The following is a 24,885-nucleotide window of genomic DNA, read 5'->3' on the forward strand; positions in this document are numbered from 1 at the left end:
ATGTTTTTGTTGTGTTGTTATTTTTATAAACTTTCTTAAAAACAGAAAAGCCCGATTCTTAGGTAGAACCGAGCTTTTATACTGTTGTATATATATTCTTTATTCCAAAGAATAGTTTGGTTCTAATGCGAACAATAGCTTGGCGTTACCAAGTATTGCTACGATATGTTTTTGTCCTGTTTTGATCATATGTTGAAAATAATGCATAAAAAAACCCGAGCCTTTTTTATGACTCGGGTTTTTATGATGTGATATCTATATTATTTAAAGATACAACTGGTAAAACCTAAGTCGTATGTCGGAATGTTTCCGGCACCTTTTCGATATGTAAGTTTTACGTTTTGCACTTTATAGTTTTTGTTAATATTTATTTTTTGTTTTGTCACGTTTTGATGTTTGCAAATATAGAAGATCATTTTTTAATTTTCCAAATTTATTTTTTCTCAGCCTCTTTTTTGAGGTACATTTTGAGCATGGAATGATCGGATTTCCAAGTGGTATTTTTTTCCGTTTTTAGAATTTCGACATCTTTGGAAACCCAGATGTGATCTAGGGAAAGTAACGGAATGTTCCAAAACCAAGTTTCTCGAAATCCGTTTCCTTTTTCCGTGAATGCATGTTGGTAATTTTTTTTGAATTTTTTAAAATATAACGACTCAAATGGCGTATTAAAGTCTCCTAAAATGATTGTTTTGTCTTCCGTTTTGACTTCAGAAATGATACTTTCTAGCATCGGTTTTCGAAAATGCCTGAGATCTGAAGAAACATCTATTGCATAAAAATGTGTGTTTTTTGTGCTAAAATGAACCACAACAACATGATCTTTTGTTTTTACTTTTGAATGAATTTTTATGGGTGTTTTTGAAAAAATTCCAACGGATTTTTCGGTGAGTTCAAAATGATAGTTTTTGTGTTTTTCTTTTATTTTTTGATAGTCGTATTCATCACATTCAATTAAAACCATCACATCAGGAGTTGATTTGCTTACCAAAAATGCATCTTCAAAGTTTCGGATTCTGTACGCATTCCACAATACAATTTCTAAGGAATTGCCAGTATCAACATCAGGCGAATACGTGTAGCTTCTACTTACCCAAATTACCGTTAATAGAAGCACTAATACTGTATAGTACTTTCTGGCGGAAGCCTTTATAAACAGCAGTAAAAATAATAATCCGAGCATTATCATCGGAAGCGGAGTTCCATAAAATACCAAGCCTGAGATATAGAATGCATCTTTGATCGTAAAATGAATTATGATCGCTACACACAAGAAAACTTGAAGTGATTTTTTTAGGTAATGACGCAGTTTTACTTTCAATTTTATGTTGTAAGCTGTAAATAGTTTTTAAAGAAATTTTCAAACCATACCAAATCGCTTCTTAAATGATTGCTTTTGAAGCCTTCTATACTTATGATTGTGACTTGATTTCCTTCTTTATCTTCCAAGAAAACATTTCCCATCAAAATACTATCGCCGTGAATTTCAATACTGTTTTTGATAGTTGCTAAATTTTCTACATCATATTTTTTTTCCTTTCCATCTACTTTCAGGACTAATTTCCTATTGGAGAGAACTTTTGATGCATGATTTTCCTTTTTCTTTTTTCGAATGCGCAGTAAACCACCATACGCAAAGCCTATTAGAGCAAAGCCACTTACATATGCCAATCCAAATACTAGTTGAATTTTAGGAATATAAACGCCATAAAAAATGATGAATAGAGATACACCTAGTACAACAATACTCCCTAAAGTTAATGGCATTAAGAAGTAAATTAGAAGTTGTTGATAGTCTGTTTTTGCTGTTTTGATGATGATGCGATCACCTCTTTTTTCAAAATTGATTTTGTGTCGTTTTAATTTTTGCTCAAATAAGTTAATCTCATTTTTTATGTTAAACATGATCTGTTTTTTGAAGTAAATCTTGGGTTCATAGTCGTTTCCCGCTTAGGTGAGAACAAGCTTATCGCAACGGATATCCTTTTCCTGCCCACCAAGGATGCAATTCTATTTCCAAACGTCCTGCTTTTACAGATGGATCTGAGTTTGCTAAACTGTCTGCCATTTCAAGGGTTGGCACATTGTAAATTGTAACGCCACGAATGTCTCCCAAATCACCAAAAGGTCCCGAAATATCTGCATATCCTAAGTCATACATTTTCTTTAAATGTGCCAAATGCAAGCGCTGTAAACTGTCTGCCGTTCGCTTGCTTTGTTCACGGTTTTTTCCTTTTTTTAGAAATGCCATGAAGTATTGTTGCATCAAGATGGTATCTTTTGTTTTTGGATCTATAAATTCTATGATTTTATACCCTTTGTCTGTTAGTTTTTTGATTTCAGCTGGGGAAAATTTTTTGGTTTCTTTGTGTGTATGTTTAATTTCTTGTTTGTGATTTCCGTTGGAATTGTTACACGAAACGCTAAAAATTGCGATCAAGATTAGGCAGATATATTTATTCATGACGCCAAGTTTTATATGGTTTTTTACTGAGTTGAGAGTTGTAATAGTTGGTTTGACCTGTAACTTCTTCGCCAAGCCAATCAGGTTTTTGAAAGGTTTCATTTTCATGCTGTAATTCTACTTCGGCTACAATAAGTCCTTCGTTTTCGCCAAAGAATTCGTCTACTTCAAAAATATGATTTCCATAAGGAATGTTGTACCGTATTTTTTCAATGATTCCTTTTTCGCAGAGATGTAGCAATTCTTTTGCTTCTGCTACTGAAATTTCTGTTTCCCATTCGAAACGACTTGTTCCACTTTCGTTAGATTTTCCTTTGATGGTTAGAAATCCTTGATTTCCTTTTATACGAACTCGAACTGTACGTTCGGCATGTGTATTGAGAAAACCTTGCGCTATTTGGAAAGAACTTCTGGCTTCTTTTTTAAATTTTAGACTGTTAACGAGAAATTTTCGTTCTATTTCTTGCATGAATATCGTTATAGACTGCTAAAGATATTATAATTTTGAATATGGACTTTGATTTCCCTTTACGAAAAATTATTCATGTGGATATGGATGCGTTCTATGCGTCTGTAGAACAGATGGATAATCCTGAACTGAAAGGAAAAGCACTTGCGGTTGGCGGTGGCGGAAAACGTGGCGTTGTGAGTGCAGCTAGTTATGAAGCACGAAAGTTTGGTGTACGAAGTGCCATCAGCGGTTTTTTGGCTAAGAAACGTTGTCCTGAGTTGATTTTTGTGCGCCCGAGATATGAACGTTATAGTGAAATTTCTAAACAGATTCGGAAAATTTTTTATGAGTATACCGATCTCGTGGAACCTTTGTCTTTGGATGAAGCGTATTTGGACGTGACTCAGAATAAGAAAGGAAATCCGAGCGCATCTTTGATTGCTGAGGAAATTAGAGCTAAGATTTTGAAAGATGTAGGCTTAACCGCTTCCGCAGGAATTTCCATTAATAAATTTGTTGCAAAAGTTGCCAGTGATTATAATAAGCCGAACGGACAAAAAACGGTTCCGCCAGAAGAAGTATTGGAGTTTTTGGAAGCGTTAGATATTCGAAAGTTTTATGGCGTTGGGAAAGTGACTGCTGAACGCATGTATCAGCTCGGAATTTTTACAGGAAAGGATTTGAAAAACAGAGATGTTGAGTTTTTAACTGAACATTTCGGCAAGTCGGGAAGCTTTTATTATAACGTTGTGAGAGGAATTCACCTCAGTGCTGTAAAACCCAATAGAGTTGCAAAATCGGTTGCTGCCGAACGTACATTTTCAGATAATTTGACAAGTGAGATTTTTATGCTTGAAAAACTTGAAAATATTGCCAACGAACTCGAAAAGCGCTTAAAAAAGTATGCTATTTCGGGAAAAACAATTACTTTAAAAATAAAATACAGCGATTTTACCACACAAACTCGAAGCAAAACTATTCTCTATTATATTGCAGATAAAGATTTGATTTTTGAAACGGTAAAAGATTTATTGTATCAAGAGAAATTGAAGGATTCTGTGCGTTTGTTAGGCATTTCTTTAAGCAATTTGAACACTGATAAGAAAGAAAAAAGCACAAAAAAAACTGAAGAGAAAAAGAGTATTTCTGTTCAGTTGAAGTTTGATTTTTGATTAATTAGATCGCTAACGCTCTTAGACCGCTGTCGCTTCTAGATTGTTAGACTGACTTAGACTTCTTGGAATGTTAGATTTTTTTTATTCTATATTCTTATTCTATTTTTTTAGTGGAATTTCCTTCTTTTACAAATAGATTCCTGCCTGCGCAGGAATGACAATGAAGTTTAAACGTCAGTTCGAGTGGAATTCTGAAAGAATTTTGTATCGAGATCTACTTGGAAAAGTGATTGTTTATTAATAGATCTCGATACAACGAATCACAGATTCGTCACTCGATCTGACGCCTTAATTTCACTAATTTATAGATACTTTCGAAAGCACATACAACATTTCGGTTCCTATTTGTTGGCAACGTTCGTCATATTTTGCAGCTTCTTGTGGTGTTCCATCAAATGCTTTTGGATCTTTAAAAGGCAAGGCAATTCTGAAATCTGTTCCTGGCACAAAAGGACAACCTTCATCAGCTTCCGTACACACCATTATTGCAGCGAATTCTTCTGTAGGATTCGGAGCTTCTTCAAAACGTTTTGAAAATGCTTGATATGCTTCTTGATCTGTTTTCCACTGAACATTATAGATCGGGTTTTTAGCTTCAGCCTCTTTTGTTACTTCAAAACCGATTCTTTGTACCGCAGCAATTGCATTTGGATTGAAAGCCGTTGCTTCCGTTCCACCTGAAAAAGATTCTAGCGTTGGCAATTGATAATAATCTGCTGCTGCTGCTAACCATAATTGTCCTAAATGACTTCTTCTTGAGTTGTGTGTGCAAATCACAATCAGTTTTGGCGCTTTTTTATCGTTATACTTTTTTTGAATGTACGCAGATAGTGTTTCTAGTTGCGCTTTTCTATCCTCAGCAATTGAATCAAAATTCTCTGTGAGTTTTTCAATGTTTTCTAGTAATTCTTGAAGAATCATAATTGGTTTTAATTAAAAAAATATGCTTTAATACAGACACGTATCAAAGCATATTGCTGTACTATTTATTTTTTTGATTTGATTTGTTTATTCGATCAATGATACACGCAAGGTATTTACCATTCCTTTGTCTGTAATTGGCATGGCAGCCAAGTTGATTAACATATCGTCTTTCTTTACAAACCCTTTTTCTTTAGCTATTAGATTTACATCTTCAACGGTATCATCTGTACTTACAAATTTGTCATAGAAGAATGCTTTTACGCCCCAAAGTAGGTTTAATTGTGTTAGAATTCTTTTGTTTGATGTAAATACTAAAATGTGTGAAGCTGGTCGCCAAGCAGATATTTGAAATGCTGTATATCCACTATTTGTTAAGGTACATATAGCTTTTGCTTTTATTTCGTTTGCCATGTGCGATGCATGATAACACACCGATTTTGTAATGTATCGTTTGGTACGAATGTGTGGCGGTTCTTCTGGCACGTTGATTAACGGAGAATCTTCAACACTTTTGATGATTCTTGTCATTTGCTCAATTACTTGCACAGGATATTTACCAACCGAAGTTTCTCCAGATAACATTACTGCATCTGCTCCATCCATAACAGAGTTTGCTACGTCATTTACCTCAGCTCTTGTAGGCGTAAGGCTTGTAATCATGGTTTCCATCATTTGTGTAGCAATGATTACTGGTATTCTCGCTTTTTTAGCGCGAAGTACTAGTTGCTTTTGGATTAATGGAACTTCTTGTGCTGGCACTTCTACTCCCAAATCGCCACGTGCAACCATTAAACCATCACAATAGGCAACAATTTTATCAATGTTTGCAACTGCTTCTGGCTTTTCTATTTTGGCAATGATTGGAATTTTATGTTCTGAATGTTCATTGATAATGGCTTGTAAATCCATTAAATCTTGACTGTGACGTACAAACGATAAAGCTAACCAATCTACTTCTTGCCCAATGGCAAAAATGGCATCTTTCACATCTTTTTCTGTCAAAGCAGGCAATGAAATATCTGTATTTGGAAGATTAACTCCTTTTTTAGACTTTAATGGACCACCTTGAATTACTTTGGTAGTTACTTCTTGTTTTCCATCACTTTTTACGACTTCAAACATTAGTTTTCCGTCATCAAGTAAAATACGTTCACCAGCTTTTACATCTCTTGGAAAGTTTTCGTAATTCATGTACACCCTTTTTGATGTTCCTTTGAATTCTTTTCCTGTACAAAATTTGATTTCGTCTCCTGGCTCTACAATAACATCTTCTGACATTACGCCAACTCTTAGTTTTGGGCCTTGTAAATCGGCTAATATTGACGTGTTATATCCGTATTCATCACTTAATTCGCGAATCATTGTTATACGTTCTTTTACATCGTCATAATTGGCATGCGAAAAGTTGATGCGAAATACATCTACTCCTTGCTCTATCATTTTTTTAAGGGTTTCCTTAGAGCTTGTTGCAGGTCCTAATGTAGCTACTATTTTCGTCTTTTTTCTTTTTGGCATTACTCAAAAATTAAATTGTTCTTAGATTTTAGTTGGTTTGCATCTAAAATATATGCGGTAATTACTTCTGCTATTGCATTTATTTTAGATACTATGATTTTTGGGGATTTTAAATGACTTTCGGTCGATATTTTTACAAAATAATCAACTTTTTTTCGTTCAGGAATTAAGTACTTGGAAACAGTTCTTTTTCCTTGTTGTTCTGAAAATAATGATCCAGCGCTTGCAATTCGTTCTACTTCTTTTCTGCTTGTATTTGTTACTAAATTCCAAGTAACAAAGTTTTTTTCATCATCCCATTCATAAATAGAAAAAGAAGCTTCCATATAATTATAATCCAAATCTTCCTGTTTTCTTGCTAATTTTAGATTGAGATTACTATTTAACAAATACGCCAATCGATAATCTTCTGCTGAACAATGAATTGCAATCAACGTATAGTTATCTTCTTCAAAATCATCCTCAAAGAGTTTATGAATTGCCATAAATCTTGTTATTATCAAATGTAAATATAGGACTTAATGCCTATATAAAGGTTAATTTTTAGTAATGTTTATGAAGATTTCGTAACGAAAACGTTATAGCTGATGTATTCTTTTTTAGAAATCGTAAAATAAGAGATGATTATTGCGAAATTTGAGATAAAAACAGTGGATTGTCTCTAAAATATTAGGGCATAATTTGTTTTTGAAAGGCAAAATAAGCTCTTTTTGATGCTTTTTCTTCTGCTTTCTTTTTGGAAGTTGCACGTGCTTTTCCAACAACACGATTGTCGATAAACAACTTAACTGCAAAATGTTTCAATTCGTCATTTCCGGTATCTTCATATACATCGTATTTGAAGTTCTTTTTTTCTTTTTGACACCATTCAATGAGCAAACTTTTATAGCTGATTACCTTTCCTTCTAAACGTTCAATATCTACATACGGAGAAATTACACGAAGGTGAATGAACTTTTCGCAGTATTTATATCCTTTATCTAAAAAAATAGCACCAACTAAGGCTTCAAATAAATTTCCATGAATGTTTTCACCAAAATTATCTTTAGGAATGCGAGAACGCACTAAATCGATCAATTTTAAATCGCGACCTAATTCATTTAAGTGTTCACGACTCACAATTTTTGAGCGCATTTTGGTTAAATATCCTTCATTTCCAGAAGGAACTTCTAAAAAAAGATACGAAGATATGACACTGCTTAACATGGCATCACCTAAAAATTCTAGTCGTTCGTAGTTTACAGAATTCCCTTTCGAGTCTTTCTGATTCATCGAACGATGTGTAAAAGCTTTCTTATAAATTCGCTTTCTTTTGGTTTTAAATCCGAGAATATCTTCAAGTTCAACAAAAAAATCCCCATCTTCATCAGATCGGGAATTTAATATTTTGCGAACAAAATTCATTTACGAGTCTAACTTTTTAAATAATACACAAGCGTTGTGTCCTCCAAATCCAAAAGTGTTGCTCATAGCAACTTTCACATCTCGTTTTTGGGGTTCGTTGAGTGTTAAGTTAAGGTTCGGATCAATATTTTCATCTACCGTAGAATGATTTATCGTTGGCGGCACAATTCCGTGCTCAATGGCTAATATCGAAGAAATGGCTTCAATAGCACCAGCTGCTCCTAATAAATGTCCTGTCATGGACTTGGTAGAGTTAATGTTTATGTTTTTAGCATGATCGCCAAATACTTCGGTGATCGCTTTCAGTTCTGCAACATCTCCTAATGGAGTTGATGTTCCGTGCGTATTGATATGATCTACTTCTTCTGGCTGCATTCCTGCATTCTCCAAACAGTTTTTCATTACGGCTACGACTCCAATTCCTTCTGGATGTGGTGCAGTCATGTGATATGCATCTGATGACAATCCGCCACCAATAACTTCAGCATATATTTTAGCTCCTCGTGCTTTTGCGTGCTCATATTCTTCAAGAATAATTGCTCCAGCACCTTCACCTAATACAAATCCGTCACGGGTTGCATCAAATGGTCTAGAAGCTGTTTGTGGATCATCGTTTCGTGTTGACATGGCATGCATGGCATTAAATCCACCCATTCCAGCAATGGTAACAGCGGCTTCACTTCCTCCAGTTACAATTACATCACAATGTCCCAGTCTAATATAGTTTAAGGCATCAATCATCGCATTGGCTGATGATGCACATGCAGATACCGTAGTATAATTTGGCCCCATAAATCCATGTTTAATAGAAATATTTCCAGGCGCAATATCTGCAATCATTTTTGGAATAAAGAAAGGGTTGAATTTTGGAGTTCCATCACCGTTGGCATAGTTAATCACTTCTTCTTGAAATGTTTCTAAACCTCCGATTCCTGCTCCCCAAATAACACCAACTCTTAATTTATTGATAGTGTCCATGTCAAGTTTCGCATCTCCAATAGCTTCATCGGAAGCAACTACAGCGTATTGCGAAAACTTATCCATTCTTCTCGCTTCTCTTCTATGGATAAAATCTGTGACATTAAAGTTTTTAACCTCACAGGCGAATTTTGTTTTAAACTTTTCAGGATCAAAATGCGTTACTGGAGCAGCTCCGCTTTTTCCAGCGACTAGTGCATTCCAATATTCCTCTACGGTATTTCCGATAGGAGTCAATGCTCCTAAACCTGTAACTACAACTCGCTTTAATTCCATCTTTGACTAAGTTCGTTTAAAAAATTAAGAAGAAATTCCTTTTTAACAAAACATTAGAATGCATAATATGCATTCTAATGTCGCTTTTAATATAGAAAATTTATTCTTTTCTTACTTTTTTGCTTCTTCAATGTAAGAGATCGCTTGACCTACAGTTGCAATGTTTTCAGCTTGATCATCTGGAATTTGGATATCGAATTCTTTTTCGAATTCCATAATCAATTCAACAGTGTCCAATGAATCTGCTCCTAAGTCGTTTGTGAAGCTTCCTTCCGGAACTACTTCGTTCTCATCCACACCTAATTTGTCTACGATAATCGCTTTTACTCTTGATGCAATGTCTGACATAATCTTATAGTTTTTAAAATTTAATTGTTGGCAAAAATAAAAAACTTTAATTTAAAACAACATTTTGTTTGAAAAATGTGATCTAATTTACTAAAATTTTACAATAAGTTATTTGCTTTTGCCTTCATTTTGTTAATAATTATTCTTTTTTTTGTCGAAACAACAGTTACTAAAATTTCATTCTTTTATGAAGCGTATTGCAATTTTTGCTTCAGGTTCCGGAACTAATGCTGAAAATATTATTCGATATTTTCAAGAGCGAAACAATGCTTCCGTTGTTCAGATTCTGACTAACAATCAGCATGCCAAAGTTCTAGACCGTGCTAAAAACCACAAAATCAGTGGGTTTAGCTTCAACAAAACTGCTTTACACCGCAGTGATGATGTACTAAATTTACTCCAAAACGCCCAAATTGACCTCATTGTCCTTGCAGGGTTTCTATGGAAATTTCCTGTGCATATTCTCGCTGCATTCCCAAACAAGGTAATTAACATTCATCCTGCTTTGCTTCCAAAATATGGAGGAAAAGGCATGTATGGAGTTCATGTGCATACTGCTGTGGTTGCAAATAAAGAAAAAGAAAGCGGTATTACCATACATTTTGTCAATGAAAATTATGATGAAGGTGCTATTATTTTCCAAGCTAAGACAATTGTGACTGAAAATGATACACCTGAAACACTCGCTCAAAAGATTCATCAGCTTGAATATAAGCACTTTCCAGTCATTATTGAACAAGTACTTTTAAATTCATAATTATGGAAGACGTACGTATTTACACAGATGGTTCCTCTAGAGGAAATCCAGGACCTGGTGGCTATGGAATTGTTATGGAATGGGTAGGAAAACCGTATCGCAAAGAATTTTCGGAAGGGTACAGAAAAACAACTAACAATCGCATGGAATTGTTGGCTGTTATTGTCGCTTTAGAAAAATTAAAGTTTATGCATACCGATGTTAAAGTTTTTACCGATTCGAAGTATGTAGTAGATTCTGTAGAGAAGAAATGGGTTTTTGGTTGGGAGAAAAAAGGGTTCTCTGGAAAAAAAAATAGTGACTTATGGATGCGCTATTTAAAAATTCATCGAAGACATATTGTCCGTTTCCAATGGATTAAAGGTCATAACAACCATCAACAAAACGAACGTTGCGACTTTTTAGCTGTAGAAGCTTCTAAAAAAGAAAAGGTGAAAATTGATTCTTTTTTCGAAAACGAGAGTCGTAAATTGCTGTAAATAGTTTATTTGAGATCATATTTGTATTTTCGCAGCTCTATATTCCTCAAAATCAAACATGAAAACCTATATTGCTATTTTTAGTTTACTAATTGTAATGCCACTTTTTGCTCAAAAAAACTGGAAACTCAAGAAAGATAAAAATGACATCAAGATTTATGTAAAATCTTCAAATACAAGCAGTTTGAAGTTATTTAAGGCCGAAATGACTGTTAAAAGCTCCATAAATAAAGTATTAGATGTTATTTTAGATGGTGATAAACTACAGGATTGGAGTTATAAAACATTAGATAGTAAACTAATTAACAAATCTTCAGAAAACGAGTATTTAATTTGGTTAGCACTCGATCTTCCTTGGCCAGTACGCAATAGAGATGTTGTTATTGCGCTAAAAACACGTCGAATTACAAAAGGTGTTATTAAAATTGATGTTTCAGCTGCTTCTGAACAATATGCAGAAAAAGACGATTACCTACGTATTACCTATTTTGAAGGTTATTGGCTGCTAGAACAACAAGGAAATACGGTAAAAATTACACATCAAATGCATGGTGACCCAGGCGGAAGCATTCCAAATTGGTTTATAAATAGTACCATTACAAAAGCACCTTATTATAACTTTAAAGCATTAAAAGAACGCTTAGAATAGCATATTTTTAGCAGACTTCTTATCAAAACAATCACAAAACCTATATCTACACGCAGAAGCTATTTTTCTTGGAAAAATTTTATGTAAGTTTGCAAAAAATTTTAATTCAAGAAATGAGCAAATTATTAATTGTAGGAACGGTTGCTTTTGATGCTATTGAAACACCATTTGGAAAAACAGATAAAATCTTAGGTGGCGCAGCTACATATATTGGATTATCTGCTTCAAACTTTAATGTAGATTCAGCAATTGTATCAGTTGTCGGAGAAGATTTTCCGCAAGAGCACTTAGATATGTTAGTTGCTAGAAATATTGATATTTCAGGAATAGAAATAGTTAAAGGAGGAAAAACATTTTTCTGGAGTGGAAAATATCACAACGATATGAACTCTAGAGATACATTGATTACAGAACTGAATGTATTGGCAGATTTCAACCCTGTAGTTCCAGAAAATTATAAAGATTCTGAAATTGTAATGTTAGGAAACTTACATCCTGGCGTACAAATGAGTGTGATAAATCAAATGACAGAGAAACCAAAATTAATTGTATTAGATACAATGAACTTTTGGATGGATTGTGCTTGGGACGATTTATTAGCAGTGATCAAAAAAGTAGATGTAATTACAATTAATGATGAAGAAGCGCGTCAATTATCTGGCGAATACTCTTTAGTGAAAGCTGCACAAAAGATTCACGAAATGGGTCCTGAATATGTAGTAATTAAAAAAGGAGAACACGGAGCATTGATTTTTAACGACGGAAACATATTCTTTGCACCAGCATTACCATTAGAAGAAGTATTTGATCCTACTGGAGCTGGAGATACATTTGCAGGTGGATTTTCTGGATACTTAGCAAAACACGAAAACATTTCGTTTGAAAGTATGAAAAATGCCATCATTTACGGTTCTAACTTAGCTTCATTCTGTGTAGAGAAGTTTGGAACACAACGAATGGAATCACTCACGAAAGAAGAAATAACAGAGCGACTGAAGCAGTTTAAACAACTGACTCAGTTCGAAATAGAAGTAAACTAAAAAAACGCGCTCAAAACTGAGCGCTTTTTTTTGTCACAATAAGCAACAACAACACAACAAACTACAACAATGAGTGACGCTTTGAAACACGAGTGCGGTATTGCACTTTTAAGGCTATTAAAGCCATTAGAGTACTATAAAGAAAAATATGGTACTGCATTTTATGGAATCAATAAGATGTATTTACTAATGGAAAAACAACACAACAGAGGACAAGATGGTGCTGGATTGGCGAGTATTAAACTCGATACAAAGCCAGGTGAACGTTACATCAGTAGAGTTCGTTCCAATCAACAGCAGCCTATTCAAGATATTTTTGCACAAGTAAATGAACGCATTAATGCTATTATGGATGAAACTCCAGCATTAAATGATAATGTGGCACGTCAAAAAGCAGAGCTACCATATTTGGGAGAATTGTTTTTAGGACATGTACGTTACGGTACTTTTGGAAAAAATAGTATTGAAAGTGTGCATCCGTTTTTAAGACAAAACAACTGGATGCATCGTAACCTGATTGTTGCTGGAAACTTTAACATGACCAATGTAAATCAGCTTTTTGAAAAACTAATTGAACTTGGACAGCATCCAAAAGAAAAAGCCGATACCATTACTATTATGGAAAAAATTGGTCACTTTTTGGATGATGCAGTCGCTAAATTATACAAAAAGCTTAAAGCAGAAGGTTATAACAAGCAAGAAGCTTCTCCGCTGATTGCAGAGCGTTTAAATATTGCTAAAATTTTAAAAAGATCTGCAAAAGATTGGGATGGTGGTTATGCAATGGCAGGATTGCTAGGTCATGGAGATGCTTTTGTATTGAGGGATCCAGCGGGAATTCGCCCAGCATATTATTACAAAGATGATGAAATTGTAGTGGTTGCATCAGAACGTCCTGTGATTCAAACTGTATTCAATGTAGATTTTGATGATGTACAAGAAATTGATCCAGGAAATGCATTAATCATCAAAAAAGATGGAACCGTTAAGAGTAAAGAAATTTTAGCTCCTTTAGAGCGCAAAGCATGTTCTTTTGAGCGTATTTATTTTTCTCGTGGAAGCGACGCAGAAATCTATCAAGAGCGTAAAAACCTTGGGAAGTTATTGCTTCCTAAAGTATTAAAGGCAATTGATGATGATATTAGAAATACCGTATTTTCATTTATTCCAAATACAGCAGAAACTTCTTTCTTTGGTCTTACAGAAGCCGTAGAAGAGTACTTGAACGAACGTAAAACCAACGAAATTTTAAATGGACAACGTTCATTATCTGCTGAAAAAGTACGTGAAATTCTATCCGAAAGACCACGTGTAGAAAAAATTGCCATCAAAGATGTAAAATTACGAACGTTTATTACTGAAGATAGCAGTCGTGATGATTTGGTAGCACACGTATACGACGTAACATACGGTGTAATACAACCAGAAGACAATTTGGTCATTATTGATGATAGTATTGTACGTGGAACTACATTGAAAAAGAGTATCATTAAAATGATGGATCGTTTGCATCCGAAGAAAATTGTAGTTGTATCATCTGCGCCACAAATTCGTTATCCAGATTGTTATGGTATCGATATGGCACGTATGGAGGACCTAATAGCATTTAGAGCTGCTCTATCTCTATTAAAAGATCGCAATCAATACGATTTGGTAGAAGAAGTATATAACAAGTGCAAACTGCAAGAAAATTTAAAAGATATTGATGTTCAAAATTTTGTAAAAGAAATTTACGATCCTTTTACAGACGAAGAAATATCAGAAAAAATAAGTGAACTTATCAAAACCGATACAGTAAACGCAGAAGTGAATGTAATTTTCCAAAAAGTAGCCAACTTAAATAAAGCATGCCCAAACAATTTAGGTGATTGGTATTTTACAGGAAATTATCCTACCGACGGAGGAAATCGTGTAGTGAACAAAGCGTTTATTAATTTTTATGAAGGCAACAAAGAGCGCGCATACTAAGTTTTTGAAACTCAATAAAAAAAGCGTTTTTCTTTGTAAGAAATTTTCCAATGTCAGTATTGGAATCTTAAATAAAAGTTAAATTATACACTTAGTCTAAAAAAAAGGTATTTGATCTGATTTATTAGTGCTGTTTTAACGAGTCTACTTACATTAGCAATGCCATAGCATAAGTAGGTTAAGTTCATGGTAAGATTTGGGGCAAAAAAAGGTGGTTTATTCCACCTTTTTTTATGCGCTAAAGTGAAATTTTAGACTTGTTTCCGCTATTTAGAAACTTTAAAAACTGAATTCCATAAAAAAAAGACGAACATTGCTGTTCGCCTTTTCTATTTTACAGAAGTTCTTTTACTTCTTATTTGTTTTCTGCATAACGTCTCTCAACTTCATTCCAGTTAATTACATTAAAAAATGCTTTGATATAATCTGGGCGTCTGTTTTGATAGTTTAAATAATATGCGTGTTCCCATACGTCTAATCCTAAGATTGGTGTTCCTCCACAAGTGACACCTGGCATTAGCGGATTGTCTTGATTTGGTGTAGAACATACTTCTACTTTTCCTCCTTTGTGTACACAAAGCCAAGCCCAACCAGATCCAAACTGCGTAGCAGCTGCCTTGCTAAAAGCTTCAATAAATGCATCTTTAGAACCATAAGCAGCTTCAATAGCATCTTTTAATTCCCCTGAAAGATATCCTCTACCTTCTGGGTTCATTACTTCCCAGAAAAGGCTGTGATTGTAAAATCCACCTCCATTGTTACGAACTCCAGCATTGTTCATATCTAAGTTCGTTAATATATCTTCAATTGATTTCCCTTCTAAATCAGTTCCTTCAATCGCTGCATTTAATTTATTTGTATATCCATTATGATGTTTTGAATGGTGGATTTCCATCGTTCTAGCATCAATATTTGGTTCTAGAGCATCGTATGCATAAGGTAATTTCGGTAATTCAAAAGCCATTATGATTGTTTTATTTAGTTAAACATTTGTTCTTATTACGTACAAATTTAATCATCTATGGCGACATAATAAAACGATTGAAACAGATTATCACAATCCCTACATAGAGTTAATCTATTTGTAATGAAAGCGAATAGGTCTTTTACAATAACACAATGCATAATAGTTTTTAATTAACATTGTCATTATATCTATTGACAAATACTTCTGTTTTTTATGCGTAGCTCTTTTAATAGTTTTAGCATATGATTGCCAAAAAAGTGAAGCTTTAAACAAACAATATTCACTTCAATAAAAACATTTTTTAAAATTTATATGCTCATGAAAAAACAGGTATTCTCTCTAGTTTTATTTTTGATACTTAACTTTATTGGAAATTCTTCAAACACAAATAATTCTATTCAAATAAACGATCCAGAGTTCGATATTGTAGGTTATAACTGCTCAAACAATAACTATTTATTAACTGTTATATCTCACATTGTAGATAATGGTCCTCAAGATTACAAATGGACATTATACGAAACAACTGTTCAGGGTTCTACTTCTTTAGATGATGTAGTGGCATCTAGTCAATATCAATCTGGAAATTCCAATGCTATATTTATAGTAGATTCTCAAAAATATTATTTCATAAGCCATAGTGTAAAAAAAGAAGCAAATGGAGTTTTTGAAGAAACAAGAATGGCGGTTCCACAATATTTTCAAGGAATTACACAGTTTACATTAGAAGATCATGTTGGAATGGAACGTGCTATATTTTGTGACAAAGATGAGATATTTTTAAATCCGCTTGGATCACAAGGAGAAGGATTTTACAAAATAAGCATTGAAAGACGGTTTGTTGGAATTGGAATTGTAGGTGTTTTTTCTGATTATCAAGAAATCGACTGGTTCCCACCATATACAATAAGTGTACTTCTAAATGATGAATTTACAAATGCACAGTTTCCGGATTATTTTATACCAAATTATGAATATAGAATAACATTCTCACTTTCCGACGGAACAACATGCGGCAATACTTCTCTACAAAAAATCTTTAAAATCATAACTGATTGTAGTACTTGTGAAGAAGCGACACCTCCAAAAAATTTACAGGCTAATGGTAATGTATTGTCATGGGATCCTGTTATTGGAGCAACTAGTTATCTTGTATTTTCGCCTGCACAATCAGAGGTTAGTTGTTCATGCAAAGGCATTACGATGCATTCTCCTGTTCAAATATTTACAAATTCATATACAATTCCTCCATCATTTTCAACAAAATGTTTCTTATGGAAAGTTCAAGCAATATGCAATAATGGAACATCTGCAACAACATCAGAAGAAACGCTTTGTTATGGCGGATCTGAATTAGAAAAAGAAAAACTGAACACAATTTCAATTGCTCCAAACCCAACAAAAGGAATTGTAAATTTTACAATAAACACTTTAGAAATAACAGAAGTAACAATAGTGATATATAACTTTTCTGGACATAAAATCACATCATTTACACAACAAGTAATACCAAAAAGAGAAAACACATTTATATGGAATGGAACAAGCAAATTAGTAAAAGGAATATACTTTGCTCATTTTAAAACAGGCAAACAAACCATCGTCAAAAAAATCATAGTTGACTAAATTAATTACGAGCACATCATTTTTAAAACCACTTTAATTTTCAGCACAAAGAATACTGCATTAACAAATTGATAATCTTACGTGTATAATATTTAACTAAAAATTTTAAATCATGAAAAAAAAGAATCTAATCAAGAAGTTACAATTAAAAAAACGCAAGCATCCAACTTAGCAAAAAATCAATACGTACTTCTTCTATTTTAATAGACTTAGATATTAAAAAATAAAAATATTACAAATTGAAGCATCTACTTTTAAAATGCTTCTCGTTTAGTTACTAATGGGTAACATTTTAACCAATTGATACTCTTAGTAGTAAATGTTAACTATATAAAATTTTTAAATTATGAAAAAAAAGAATTTAATTAAAAAGTTACAGTTAAAGAAAACTCAGGTTTCTAACTTTAACAAAGATGGAGTTGTCGGCGGACTTAGAAGCTTTAAAGTTTTTTGTGGTCCAATTGACTTATCGATTGCTGAAACTTGCGTTGCAGATTGTGACTTAACAGTAACATGTACTAATTATACAGATTGCAATCAATATACATTTGCCAACTGTTCACAGAACAATTGTGGAACTGGAGGAACTGGTGGCACAGGCGGAACTGGAGGTACAGGTGGAACTGGAGGAAACTCTGGAGAACCATCTTGTGCTAACTTTAGCTGCTAAATATTCAAGGAAAGTCAATCGGAAGATTGGCTTTCTTTTTACAATCAATTCAATATATACTACTTCCACTCTAATACACTCACATCTTAAAAAACAAAATACTACAAATTGATACGTACTTTTTTGAAATACTTTTCGTTTCTTTATATACATAGTTGAAAATTAACCACTTGAAACTATCAAATAAAAATATTTAACCACAAAATTTTTAAATCATGAAAAAAAAGAATCTAATCAAAAAGTTACAGTTAAAGAAAAGTCAAGTTTCTAACTTCAACAAAGATCAAATTGTTGGAGGATCTAGGTTTGGGTGCGGACCAATTGACTTATCGGCAATAGAAACATGCAATGTAGTATGTAACTTAACTGATACATGCACACAGTTTAGAACATGTAATGACATATCGTTCTTAAATTGTACTGTTTACAATTGTCCTTCCGATGATTGTGGAACTGGAGGAACTGGCGGTACAGGTGGAACTGGAGGAAACTCTGGAGAACCATCTTGTGCTAACTTTAGCTGCTAAAATATTCAAGGAAAGTCAATCGAAAGATTGGCTTTCTTTTTTATAACCAATTCAATACCTACCGCTTCTACTCTAAAAAATTTACATCTTAAAAAATAAAATACTACAAATTGATACATGTTTTTTTGAAATACTTTTTGTTTCTTTATGCACATAGTTAAGAATTAACCACTTGAAACTATGAAATAATAATGTTTAACCACAAAATTTTTAAATCATGAAAAAAAAGAATTTAATCAAGAAATTACAGTTAAAGAAATCACAAGTATCCAACTTTAGTAAAGACGGTATTGTGGGAGGTATTAGATCTTTAGCATTTGGGTGCGAACCAATTGACTTATCTATTGCAGAAACTTGTATTGAAGGTTGCGGTCTTACAGTAAATTGTACAAATTACACTAACTGTAACAACTACACCTTTGCAAATTGCTCTGTAAACTGTCCTACAAACGGTTGTGGAACTAATAATTGCGGAACTAATGATTGCAACCCTTCTGGAGGTATTTCTTGTCCAGGATATGTATGCTAAAAACACATTTCTATAATAAAAGAAATCCAGCTTTGTAACGAAGCTGGATTTTTTGTTTTCCATCAACTTCATTTTTTAAACTATCTTTGTAAATACCTATAAAACCTCTTTCGTGTCTACACCTTTTATTATCTATAATGCTTCCGCAGGATCGGGAAAAACGTATACACTCGTTAAAGACTATTTGCGCATTTTACTTTCTTCTGTTCAAAAAGATACGTACAAGCAAATTTTAGCGGTTACTTTTACGAATAAGGCTGTTGCCGAAATGAAAGCACGTATTATTGAGAATTTAAATGCTTTTTCTTTTGATGAAACTGCCAAAAATTCGCCCATGTTTGTGGAATTGGCTGAAGATTTAAAACTGCATCCAGCGCAATTACAGCAAAAAGCTAAAGAAGTTCTAAAAAGTATTTTACACAATTATGCTTTTTTTGAAGTTGCTACGATAGATAAATTCACGCATAGTGTCATTAGAACATTTGCTTACGATTTAAAGCTTCCGCTGAATTTTGAAGTGGAACTCGACACGGATGCTTTATTAAATGAAGCTGTAGACCAATTGATCTCAAAAGCTGGTGAAGACAAACTCATTTCAGATGTTTTAATAGCGTATGCACTCGAAAAAGCAGACGACGATAAAAGTTGGGACATTGCGTTTGATTTAAATAAGATTGCAAAATTACTATTGAATGAAAACGAAAAACCGCATCTACGGAAGCTAAAACATAAAACACTTGAAGATTTTAGCGAATTAAAAGAATTGCTTAAAAAGAAGATCGGCATAACTTCCAAAGAACTTTCAAAAGCTGGAACAATGGTTTTAGAACTGATTGAAAATGCAGGACTGGAGTTTGATGATTTTCTACGCAAAACGCTGCCCAATCATTTTAAAAAAATTACAGATTCAGATTTTAATGAAAAAAGTCTGTATGGAAACAAACTAGCCGACAGTTTAGCCAATGGAAATGTGTATAAAAAAACACTAGATCCTACCAAAGCTGCAACGATTGATAGTTTATTGCCACAATTAACCGAACTCTATCACAGTTGTAAAGAAAATGTGTATGAGTTGAGTTTCTTGAAGAATTTTTATAAAAATGCAACGCCACTTTCTGTACTAAATGCCATTCAGCACGAGCTAGAAACTATTAAAGATGAACAAAATTTATTGTTGATTTCCGAATTTAATACATTAATAAGCGAAACCATTAAAGATGAACCTGCGCCATTTATTTATGAACGTTTAGGTGAAAAATACAAGCATTACTTTATTGACGAATTTCAAGATACGTCCGAAATGCAATGGGAAAACTTAATTCCACTGATTTCAAATAAGCTGCAAACCGAATCTTTGAGTACAAAAGGTGGTTCATTAACCATTGTAGGTGATGCAAAACAATCTATTTATCGCTGGCGTGGTGGAAAAGCTGAACAATTTATTGGATTGAACAAAGAGGTAAATCCGTTTTTTGTGGAAAAAGCACCTAAAAATCTACCTAAAAACTATCGCAGTTATGACGAAATCATCAAATTTAACAATGGTTTCTTTCAGCATATTTCACAGTTTTTTCATCAAGAGGAATTTGCAGATATTTATAAAAATGGCAGCACACAGTTGGCAAACGACAAAAAAGGTGGTTTGGTGTCTTTCGATTTTATAGAAGCAAAAACGGTAGAAGAAGAGTTTGAAATTATTCCTGAAAAAGTAGTGGCTCAAATCCAAGAAACACTACAAAAAGGATTCGATTATAAAGATATTTGTGTGCTAACACGCAGAAAAAACGAAGGAATTGCTATTGCAGATGCGCTTTCAAAACATGAAATTCCTATCATTTCATCAGAAACTTTATTGATCAAACGCTCGCGAGCAGTTCAGTTTATTAATGATGTATTGCGTTTGGCAATTCAACCCAAAAACAATGAAGTCAAGTTGCATTTATTAAATTATTTGGCAACAGATAAATTACAAATTTCCCAAACACATGAGTTCTTAAAAGCATACGTAATGCTGGAACCTGAAGCATTGTTTGAAGCCTTGACTGACTTTGATTTCGATTTTACTTATTTCTTGCAATTATCGTTGTATGAAGCCGTAGAATATTGCGTGCGTGCGTTTCAACTCACTGATGAATCTGACGCGTACATTCAGTTTTTCCTAGATTTTGTATTGGAATACACACAAAAGAAACAATTAGGTTTTGCTGGTTTCTTAGAACATTGGGAAAAGAAAAAGAATCACATAAGCATTATGGCTTCTGGTTCAGAAAATGCTGTGCAAATTATGACCATTCACAAATCGAAAGGTTTGGAATTTCCTGTAGTGATCTTTCCGTTTGCCAATACAGATATTTACAAAGAATTGGAGCCGAAACTCTGGTTTCCTATCAATAAAGATGATTTTAACGGTTTTGAAGAAGCCTATTTAAACTTAAATAGTACGGTTAAAGAATATGGCGAATTGGGCGAAACCTTGTATGAAGCACGACAATCGCAATTGGAATTGGATAACTTCAATATTCTCTATGTAGCTTTTACGAGACCTGTGCAGCAATTGCATGTGATTACCAAAAAAGACGTAGATAGTAAAGGAAATGAACGTTTGCAGACATTTTCAGGCTTATTTATCAACTATCTAAAAACAAAGGAACTATGGAATGATGAACTTTCCACGTATACATTTGGTAATTCTGAGGAAAATCTAGCGGAAGCGAACAACTCAGACGAAATAAAGACAATAGTACAGGAAAAATTTATCAGCACTGCCAAAGAAGATCACAACTTGCATTTAATGACCAAACAAGGTTTGTTATGGGACACATCGCAAGAAGCTGCTATTGAAAAAGGAAATTTAATTCATGATATATTGGCGCAAATAAAATATCCTTCAGACATTGATTTTGTGTTAGACGAATACATTAGCAAGGGAATTATTGACGAGCAACAGCGCGAAAAACTACAGGGAAGCATTTATCATGTAGTAAATCATCCTGAAATCATTATACACTTTGATCAAGACAATACGGTTTATAACGAAAAAGACATCATTTCGAAAGCTGGAAAAATTCTACGTCCCGATCGAATTGTAGTCAATACAAACAACGAAACCACAATTATTGACTATAAAACGGGTATGCACGATCCACGTTATGTTGAAAAAATTTATGAATATTCCGATACTTTAGCGGAAATGGGCTTTGTAGTCACCCAAAAAATATTGCTATACATTAACGAACAAATAATTGTTAAATATGTGTAATATCGGTGTCTATATTGAATTTATCACAAAAAACAAGACTCAAAAGAGTATTTAATTGCGGTAAATTCAAAAGATACTATGGTTAACTCAAAAATCGTAACTATTTTTGCAAAAACCTAAATAAGCATGTACGGAAGTATTCAACAACACTTACAAAAAGAACTTGAAGATATAAAAGAAGCTGGTCTTTATAAAAAAGAGCGCGTTATCACATCAGCACAAGGAGCAGAAATCACCATAAACACTGGGGAAACTGTGATTAATTTTTGTGCGAATAACTACTTAGGATTGTCTTCGCATCCAGAAGTAATTCAGGCAGCAAAAGACACGATGGATACGCACGGGTTTGGAATGTCTTCAGTACGTTTTATATGTGGAACGCAAGATATTCATAAAACATTGGAAGAAAAAATTGCTAGTTATTACGGTACAGAAGATACCATTTTGTACGCAGCGGCTTTTGATGCGAATGGTGGTGTTTTTGAACCTTTATTAACGAAAGAAGATGCAATTATTTCCGATTCACTAAATCACGCGTCAATTATTGATGGTGTTCGTTTGTGTAAAGCAGCACGTTATCGCTATCAAAACAACGACATGGCCGATTTAGAAAAGCAATTGCAACAAGCAAATGCTGATGGTGCACGATTTAAAATCATTGTAACCGATGGCGTATTTTCTATGGATGGATTGGTAGCTCCACTAGATGAAATTGCAGTATTAGCAGAAAAGTATGACGCTTTGATTATGATCGATGAATGTCATGCTACAGGTTTTATTGGTGAAACTGGACGTGGAACCTTAGAAGAAAAAAATGTAATGGGCAGAATTGACATCATTACAGGAACACTAGGGAAAGCTATGGGTGGCGCTATGGGCGGATACACTACAGGAAAAAAAGAAATCATTGAAATATTACGTCAACGTTCACGACCGTATTTATTTTCTAACTCACTAGCTCCAGCAATTGTTGGTGCATCTATCAAAGTATTTGAAATGTTAGAAAACGATACTACTTTACGTGACAAACTATCTGACAATACAGATTATTTCAAAAAAGGTATTAAAAGTGCTGGTTTTGATATTGTAGATGGTGACTCGGCAATTGTACCTGTAATGTTGTACGATGCTAAGCTATCGCAAATAATGGCCGATAAGTTATTGGAAAAGGGAATTTATGTAATTGGATTCTTCTATCCTGTTGTTCCTAAGGAAAAAGCAAGAATACGAGTTCAGCTATCGGCAGCACATACCAAAGAGCATTTAGACAAAGCCATTGCTGCATTTACAGAAATTGGAAAAGAATTAAATGTCATTTAAAAGCTTAAATATTCATATTTCTTAATGTTTTCTAAAAAAATTAATATATTTGTCTTTGTTAATAAGTATTAACAACTTACATTTGTCCTTTAATTAACACTTAAAATTAAATAATTAAAACATGAAACATCTTAGCAGATTTTTAGTTGCTTTGTTGCTTGTAGTAGGATTCAGCAACGTAAAAGCTCAAGACTCAAATAACCCATGGCAAATTAACGTTAGCGTTAATGCTGTTGATTTCTATCCAACGAATGATATGGAAGCAGCGGGTATTACAGGAAAGTGGTTTGACGAATATTTCAACATCGGAGATCACTATAACATCCTACCAACACTTTCAGCAATTAGCGTTTCTAAATATGTTGGAGACGGATTTTCTGTAGGAGCAAGAGGTTCTGTTAACAGAATTGAGAAGTACGGAGAGCAAAAAGTAGAAGATTTAACTTACTACGGATTTGACGCACTTATCAAGTACAACTTCAACGAACTTTACAACTTTGGGAAATTTGATCCTTATATTGAAGTTGGTGGAGGTTACACATGGGTAGATGATATCGGAGCTGGTACTGTTAACGCTGGTTTAGGTCTTAACTACTGGTTTACTGAAAACATCGCTTTAAACTACCAAACAACTTATAAGCACTCTTTCGAGGACTATTTAGCTCCTCATTTCCAACACTTAGTTGGTATTGCAATCAAATTCGGAGGAAAAGATTCTGATGATGATGGAATATATGACAAAGACGATGCTTGTCCAGACGTAAAAGGTTTACCTGAATTCAACGGATGTCCTGATACTGACGGTGACGGAATCGAAGATAGTAAAGATGACTGTCCTGATACTGCAGGTTTAGCTGCTTTAAACGGATGTCCTGATACTGACGGTGATGGAATCGCTGATGGTAAGGATGACTGTCCAGAAGTTGCTGGTTCTAAAGCAATGAACGGATGTCCTGATGCTGATTCTGATGGAATCACTGACGCTAAAGATAACTGTCCTAACGAAGCTGGACCATCTGCAAACAAAGGATGCCCATGGACTGACAAAGACGGTGACGGAATCTTAGACAAAGATGATAGATGTCCAGAAGTTGCTGGTGTTGCTGAGAACGACGGATGTCCTCCAATCGCTAGAATGACTGAAACTGAAATCACTGTTTTAGATAACTTAGCTAGAACTGTATACTTCAACTCTGGAAAAGATTCTTTCAAAGCTGAAACGTATGCTATCTTAGACAAGATTGCTGAGTTAATCAAAGGTTTCCCTAAAGAATCATTTACTATTGGTGGTCACACTGACAGTGTAGGATCTGAAAAGTTAAACCAAAAATTATCTGAAAAGAGAGCTAATGCAGTTAAGACTTACTTAGAAAGTAAAGTAAATAACAAATTTACTGCTGTTGGATACGGAGAATCTGATCCAATTGCTTCTAACAAGAACAGAAAAGGTAGAGCACAAAACAGAAGAGTAGAGATCAAATTAAATAAATAATATTTAATTTAGATTCCAAAATAACTTCATAAGAAACGCCTCGATATATCGAGGCGTTTTTTTATTT

The 24,885-nt window shown here is 33.9% G+C and carries 25 protein-coding genes; 13 read left to right on the plus strand and 12 right to left on the minus strand.

Annotated elements, in window-relative coordinates:
- Positions 1-260: 260 nt before the first annotated feature.
- The 5 genes from ACRBBL_RS09780 to ACRBBL_RS09800 form a co-directional block, all read right to left on the minus strand.
- Positions 261-386, minus strand: a complete 126-nt coding sequence (locus ACRBBL_RS09780) for a hypothetical protein (RefSeq protein WP_431368860.1) — start codon at positions 384-386, stop codon at positions 261-263.
- A 47-nt stretch (positions 387-433) separates the two neighbouring features.
- Positions 434-1,321 (minus strand): endonuclease/exonuclease/phosphatase family protein, encoded by an 888-nt coding sequence (locus tag ACRBBL_RS09785; protein WP_431368861.1) that lies wholly within the window; start codon positions 1,319-1,321, stop codon positions 434-436.
- A gap of 2 nt (positions 1,322-1,323) precedes the next feature.
- The gene (locus ACRBBL_RS09790; protein WP_431368862.1) at positions 1,324-1,905 is read right to left on the minus strand and encodes a hypothetical protein; all 582 of its coding nucleotides are present in this window, start codon (positions 1,903-1,905) and stop codon (positions 1,324-1,326) included.
- A 61-nt stretch (positions 1,906-1,966) separates the two neighbouring features.
- Entirely contained in the window at positions 1,967-2,464 is a 498-nt protein-coding gene (locus tag ACRBBL_RS09795) for a YciI family protein (RefSeq protein ID WP_431368863.1), read from the minus strand.
- Entirely contained in the window at positions 2,457-2,933 is a 477-nt protein-coding gene (locus ACRBBL_RS09800; protein ID WP_431368864.1) for a CYTH domain-containing protein, read from the minus strand. The genes ACRBBL_RS09795 and ACRBBL_RS09800 overlap by 8 nt, the downstream gene beginning before the upstream one ends.
- A gap of 41 nt (positions 2,934-2,974) precedes the next feature.
- Here ACRBBL_RS09800 and dinB point away from each other — a divergent pair, with 41 nt between their 5' ends.
- Positions 2,975-4,087, plus strand: a complete 1,113-nt coding sequence (gene dinB / locus ACRBBL_RS09805) for a DNA polymerase IV (protein ID WP_431368865.1) — start codon at positions 2,975-2,977, stop codon at positions 4,085-4,087.
- Between the two features lie 300 nt (positions 4,088-4,387).
- Here the strand turns inward: dinB and ACRBBL_RS09810 are convergent, their stop codons facing one another.
- The 6 genes from ACRBBL_RS09810 to ACRBBL_RS09835 all read right to left on the minus strand — a co-directional run bounded on the left by ACRBBL_RS09810 (position 4,388) and on the right by ACRBBL_RS09835 (position 9,535).
- Positions 4,388-5,011, minus strand: a complete 624-nt coding sequence (locus ACRBBL_RS09810; protein WP_431368866.1) for a hypothetical protein — start codon at positions 5,009-5,011, stop codon at positions 4,388-4,390.
- Between the two features lie 87 nt (positions 5,012-5,098).
- On the minus strand, positions 5,099-6,529 hold the full coding sequence (pyk, locus tag ACRBBL_RS09815) for a pyruvate kinase (RefSeq protein WP_431368867.1): 1,431 nt from the start codon (positions 6,527-6,529) through the stop codon (positions 5,099-5,101).
- Positions 6,529-7,014, minus strand: coding sequence for an IPExxxVDY family protein (locus tag ACRBBL_RS09820; RefSeq protein WP_431368868.1), 486 nt, complete (start codon positions 7,012-7,014; stop codon positions 6,529-6,531). Before ACRBBL_RS09820 ends, pyk begins: the two co-directional genes overlap by 1 nt.
- A 184-nt stretch (positions 7,015-7,198) precedes the next feature.
- Entirely contained in the window at positions 7,199-7,933 is a 735-nt protein-coding gene (rnc, locus tag ACRBBL_RS09825) for a ribonuclease III (protein ID WP_431368869.1), read from the minus strand.
- Positions 7,934-9,187: a beta-ketoacyl-ACP synthase II gene (gene fabF, locus ACRBBL_RS09830; RefSeq protein WP_431368870.1), complete on the minus strand. Its 1,254-nt coding sequence runs from the start codon at positions 9,185-9,187 to the stop codon at positions 7,934-7,936.
- A gap of 111 nt (positions 9,188-9,298) precedes the next feature.
- Positions 9,299-9,535, minus strand: coding sequence for an acyl carrier protein (locus ACRBBL_RS09835; RefSeq protein WP_114901751.1), 237 nt, complete (start codon positions 9,533-9,535; stop codon positions 9,299-9,301).
- Positions 9,536-9,722: 187 nt separating this feature from the next.
- Between ACRBBL_RS09835 and ACRBBL_RS09840 the strand changes: the two genes are divergently transcribed.
- From ACRBBL_RS09840 to ACRBBL_RS09860, 5 genes are all read left to right on the plus strand, one after another.
- Positions 9,723-10,292 carry a phosphoribosylglycinamide formyltransferase gene (locus ACRBBL_RS09840; RefSeq protein ID WP_431368871.1) on the plus strand — a complete coding sequence of 190 codons (570 nt, stop codon included), beginning with the start codon at positions 9,723-9,725 and terminating at the stop codon, positions 10,290-10,292.
- Positions 10,293-10,294: 2 nt separating this feature from the next.
- On the plus strand, positions 10,295-10,771 hold the full coding sequence (gene rnhA, locus ACRBBL_RS09845) for a ribonuclease HI (protein ID WP_431368872.1): 477 nt from the start codon (positions 10,295-10,297) through the stop codon (positions 10,769-10,771).
- Between the two features lie 58 nt (positions 10,772-10,829).
- A complete protein-coding gene (locus tag ACRBBL_RS09850) occupies positions 10,830-11,420 on the plus strand; it encodes an START domain-containing protein (RefSeq protein WP_431368873.1) in 591 nt (196 codons plus the stop codon).
- A 113-nt stretch (positions 11,421-11,533) separates the two neighbouring features.
- Positions 11,534-12,460: a PfkB family carbohydrate kinase gene (locus ACRBBL_RS09855; RefSeq protein WP_431368874.1), complete on the plus strand. Its 927-nt coding sequence runs from the start codon at positions 11,534-11,536 to the stop codon at positions 12,458-12,460.
- 69 nt (positions 12,461-12,529) lie between these two features.
- Positions 12,530-14,428 carry an amidophosphoribosyltransferase gene (locus ACRBBL_RS09860; RefSeq protein ID WP_431368875.1) on the plus strand — a complete coding sequence of 633 codons (1,899 nt, stop codon included), beginning with the start codon at positions 12,530-12,532 and terminating at the stop codon, positions 14,426-14,428.
- A gap of 355 nt (positions 14,429-14,783) precedes the next feature.
- Here ACRBBL_RS09860 and ACRBBL_RS09865 read toward each other — a convergent pair whose 3' ends face one another.
- On the minus strand, positions 14,784-15,392 hold the full coding sequence (locus ACRBBL_RS09865) for a superoxide dismutase (protein WP_431368876.1): 609 nt from the start codon (positions 15,390-15,392) through the stop codon (positions 14,784-14,786).
- A 321-nt stretch (positions 15,393-15,713) separates the two neighbouring features.
- Here ACRBBL_RS09865 and ACRBBL_RS09870 point away from each other — a divergent pair, with 321 nt between their 5' ends.
- The 7 genes from ACRBBL_RS09870 to ACRBBL_RS09900 all read left to right on the plus strand — a co-directional run bounded on the left by ACRBBL_RS09870 (position 15,714) and on the right by ACRBBL_RS09900 (position 24,818).
- Entirely contained in the window at positions 15,714-17,021 is a 1,308-nt protein-coding gene (locus tag ACRBBL_RS09870; protein ID WP_431368877.1) for a T9SS type A sorting domain-containing protein, read from the plus strand.
- Between the two features lie 346 nt (positions 17,022-17,367).
- On the plus strand, positions 17,368-17,691 hold the full coding sequence (locus ACRBBL_RS09875; RefSeq protein WP_431368878.1) for a hypothetical protein: 324 nt from the start codon (positions 17,368-17,370) through the stop codon (positions 17,689-17,691).
- 215 nt (positions 17,692-17,906) lie between these two features.
- On the plus strand, positions 17,907-18,218 hold the full coding sequence (locus tag ACRBBL_RS09880) for a hypothetical protein (RefSeq protein ID WP_431368879.1): 312 nt from the start codon (positions 17,907-17,909) through the stop codon (positions 18,216-18,218).
- Between the two features lie 217 nt (positions 18,219-18,435).
- A complete protein-coding gene (locus tag ACRBBL_RS09885; protein WP_431368880.1) occupies positions 18,436-18,747 on the plus strand; it encodes a hypothetical protein in 312 nt (103 codons plus the stop codon).
- A 112-nt stretch (positions 18,748-18,859) separates the two neighbouring features.
- Positions 18,860-22,006 (plus strand): UvrD-helicase domain-containing protein, encoded by a 3,147-nt coding sequence (locus ACRBBL_RS09890; protein ID WP_431368881.1) that lies wholly within the window; start codon positions 18,860-18,862, stop codon positions 22,004-22,006.
- Between the two features lie 126 nt (positions 22,007-22,132).
- A complete protein-coding gene (gene kbl, locus ACRBBL_RS09895; RefSeq protein ID WP_431368882.1) occupies positions 22,133-23,326 on the plus strand; it encodes a glycine C-acetyltransferase in 1,194 nt (397 codons plus the stop codon).
- A gap of 121 nt (positions 23,327-23,447) precedes the next feature.
- The gene (locus tag ACRBBL_RS09900) at positions 23,448-24,818 is read left to right on the plus strand and encodes an OmpA family protein (RefSeq protein WP_431368883.1); all 1,371 of its coding nucleotides are present in this window, start codon (positions 23,448-23,450) and stop codon (positions 24,816-24,818) included.
- Positions 24,819-24,885: the final 67 nt, after the last annotated feature.

This window comes from Kordia sp. (assembly GCF_050633145.1).
In the GTDB taxonomy this organism is placed as follows: domain Bacteria; phylum Bacteroidota; class Bacteroidia; order Flavobacteriales; family Flavobacteriaceae; genus Kordia.

Coding starts and splice junctions, on each gene's coding strand:
- ACRBBL_RS09855 (WP_431368874.1), top strand. CDS start 11,534: ATGAGCAAATTATTAATTGTAGGAACGGTTGCTTTTGATGCTATTGAA.
- rnhA (WP_431368872.1), top strand. CDS start 10,295: ATGGAAGACGTACGTATTTACACAGATGGTTCCTCTAGAGGAAATCCA.
- ACRBBL_RS09820 (WP_431368868.1), bottom strand. CDS start 7,014: ATGGCAATTCATAAACTCTTTGAGGATGATTTTGAAGAAGATAACTAT.
- ACRBBL_RS09840 (WP_431368871.1), top strand. CDS start 9,723: ATGAAGCGTATTGCAATTTTTGCTTCAGGTTCCGGAACTAATGCTGAA.
- ACRBBL_RS09800 (WP_431368864.1), bottom strand. CDS start 2,933: ATGCAAGAAATAGAACGAAAATTTCTCGTTAACAGTCTAAAATTTAAA.
- ACRBBL_RS09810 (WP_431368866.1), bottom strand. CDS start 5,011: ATGATTCTTCAAGAATTACTAGAAAACATTGAAAAACTCACAGAGAAT.
- ACRBBL_RS09795 (WP_431368863.1), bottom strand. CDS start 2,464: ATGAATAAATATATCTGCCTAATCTTGATCGCAATTTTTAGCGTTTCG.
- dinB (WP_431368865.1), top strand. CDS start 2,975: ATGGACTTTGATTTCCCTTTACGAAAAATTATTCATGTGGATATGGAT.
- ACRBBL_RS09885 (WP_431368880.1), top strand. CDS start 18,436: ATGAAAAAAAAGAATTTAATCAAGAAATTACAGTTAAAGAAATCACAA.
- ACRBBL_RS09900 (WP_431368883.1), top strand. CDS start 23,448: ATGAAACATCTTAGCAGATTTTTAGTTGCTTTGTTGCTTGTAGTAGGA.
- kbl (WP_431368882.1), top strand. CDS start 22,133: ATGTACGGAAGTATTCAACAACACTTACAAAAAGAACTTGAAGATATA.
- ACRBBL_RS09865 (WP_431368876.1), bottom strand. CDS start 15,392: ATGGCTTTTGAATTACCGAAATTACCTTATGCATACGATGCTCTAGAA.
- ACRBBL_RS09790 (WP_431368862.1), bottom strand. CDS start 1,905: ATGTTTAACATAAAAAATGAGATTAACTTATTTGAGCAAAAATTAAAA.
- pyk (WP_431368867.1), bottom strand. CDS start 6,529: ATGCCAAAAAGAAAAAAGACGAAAATAGTAGCTACATTAGGACCTGCA.
- ACRBBL_RS09835 (WP_114901751.1), bottom strand. CDS start 9,535: ATGTCAGACATTGCATCAAGAGTAAAAGCGATTATCGTAGACAAATTA.
- rnc (WP_431368869.1), bottom strand. CDS start 7,933: ATGAATTTTGTTCGCAAAATATTAAATTCCCGATCTGATGAAGATGGG.
- ACRBBL_RS09875 (WP_431368878.1), top strand. CDS start 17,368: ATGAAAAAAAAGAATTTAATTAAAAAGTTACAGTTAAAGAAAACTCAG.
- ACRBBL_RS09880 (WP_431368879.1), top strand. CDS start 17,907: ATGAAAAAAAAGAATCTAATCAAAAAGTTACAGTTAAAGAAAAGTCAA.
- ACRBBL_RS09870 (WP_431368877.1), top strand. CDS start 15,714: ATGAAAAAACAGGTATTCTCTCTAGTTTTATTTTTGATACTTAACTTT.
- ACRBBL_RS09850 (WP_431368873.1), top strand. CDS start 10,830: ATGAAAACCTATATTGCTATTTTTAGTTTACTAATTGTAATGCCACTT.
- fabF (WP_431368870.1), bottom strand. CDS start 9,187: ATGGAATTAAAGCGAGTTGTAGTTACAGGTTTAGGAGCATTGACTCCT.
- ACRBBL_RS09860 (WP_431368875.1), top strand. CDS start 12,530: ATGAGTGACGCTTTGAAACACGAGTGCGGTATTGCACTTTTAAGGCTA.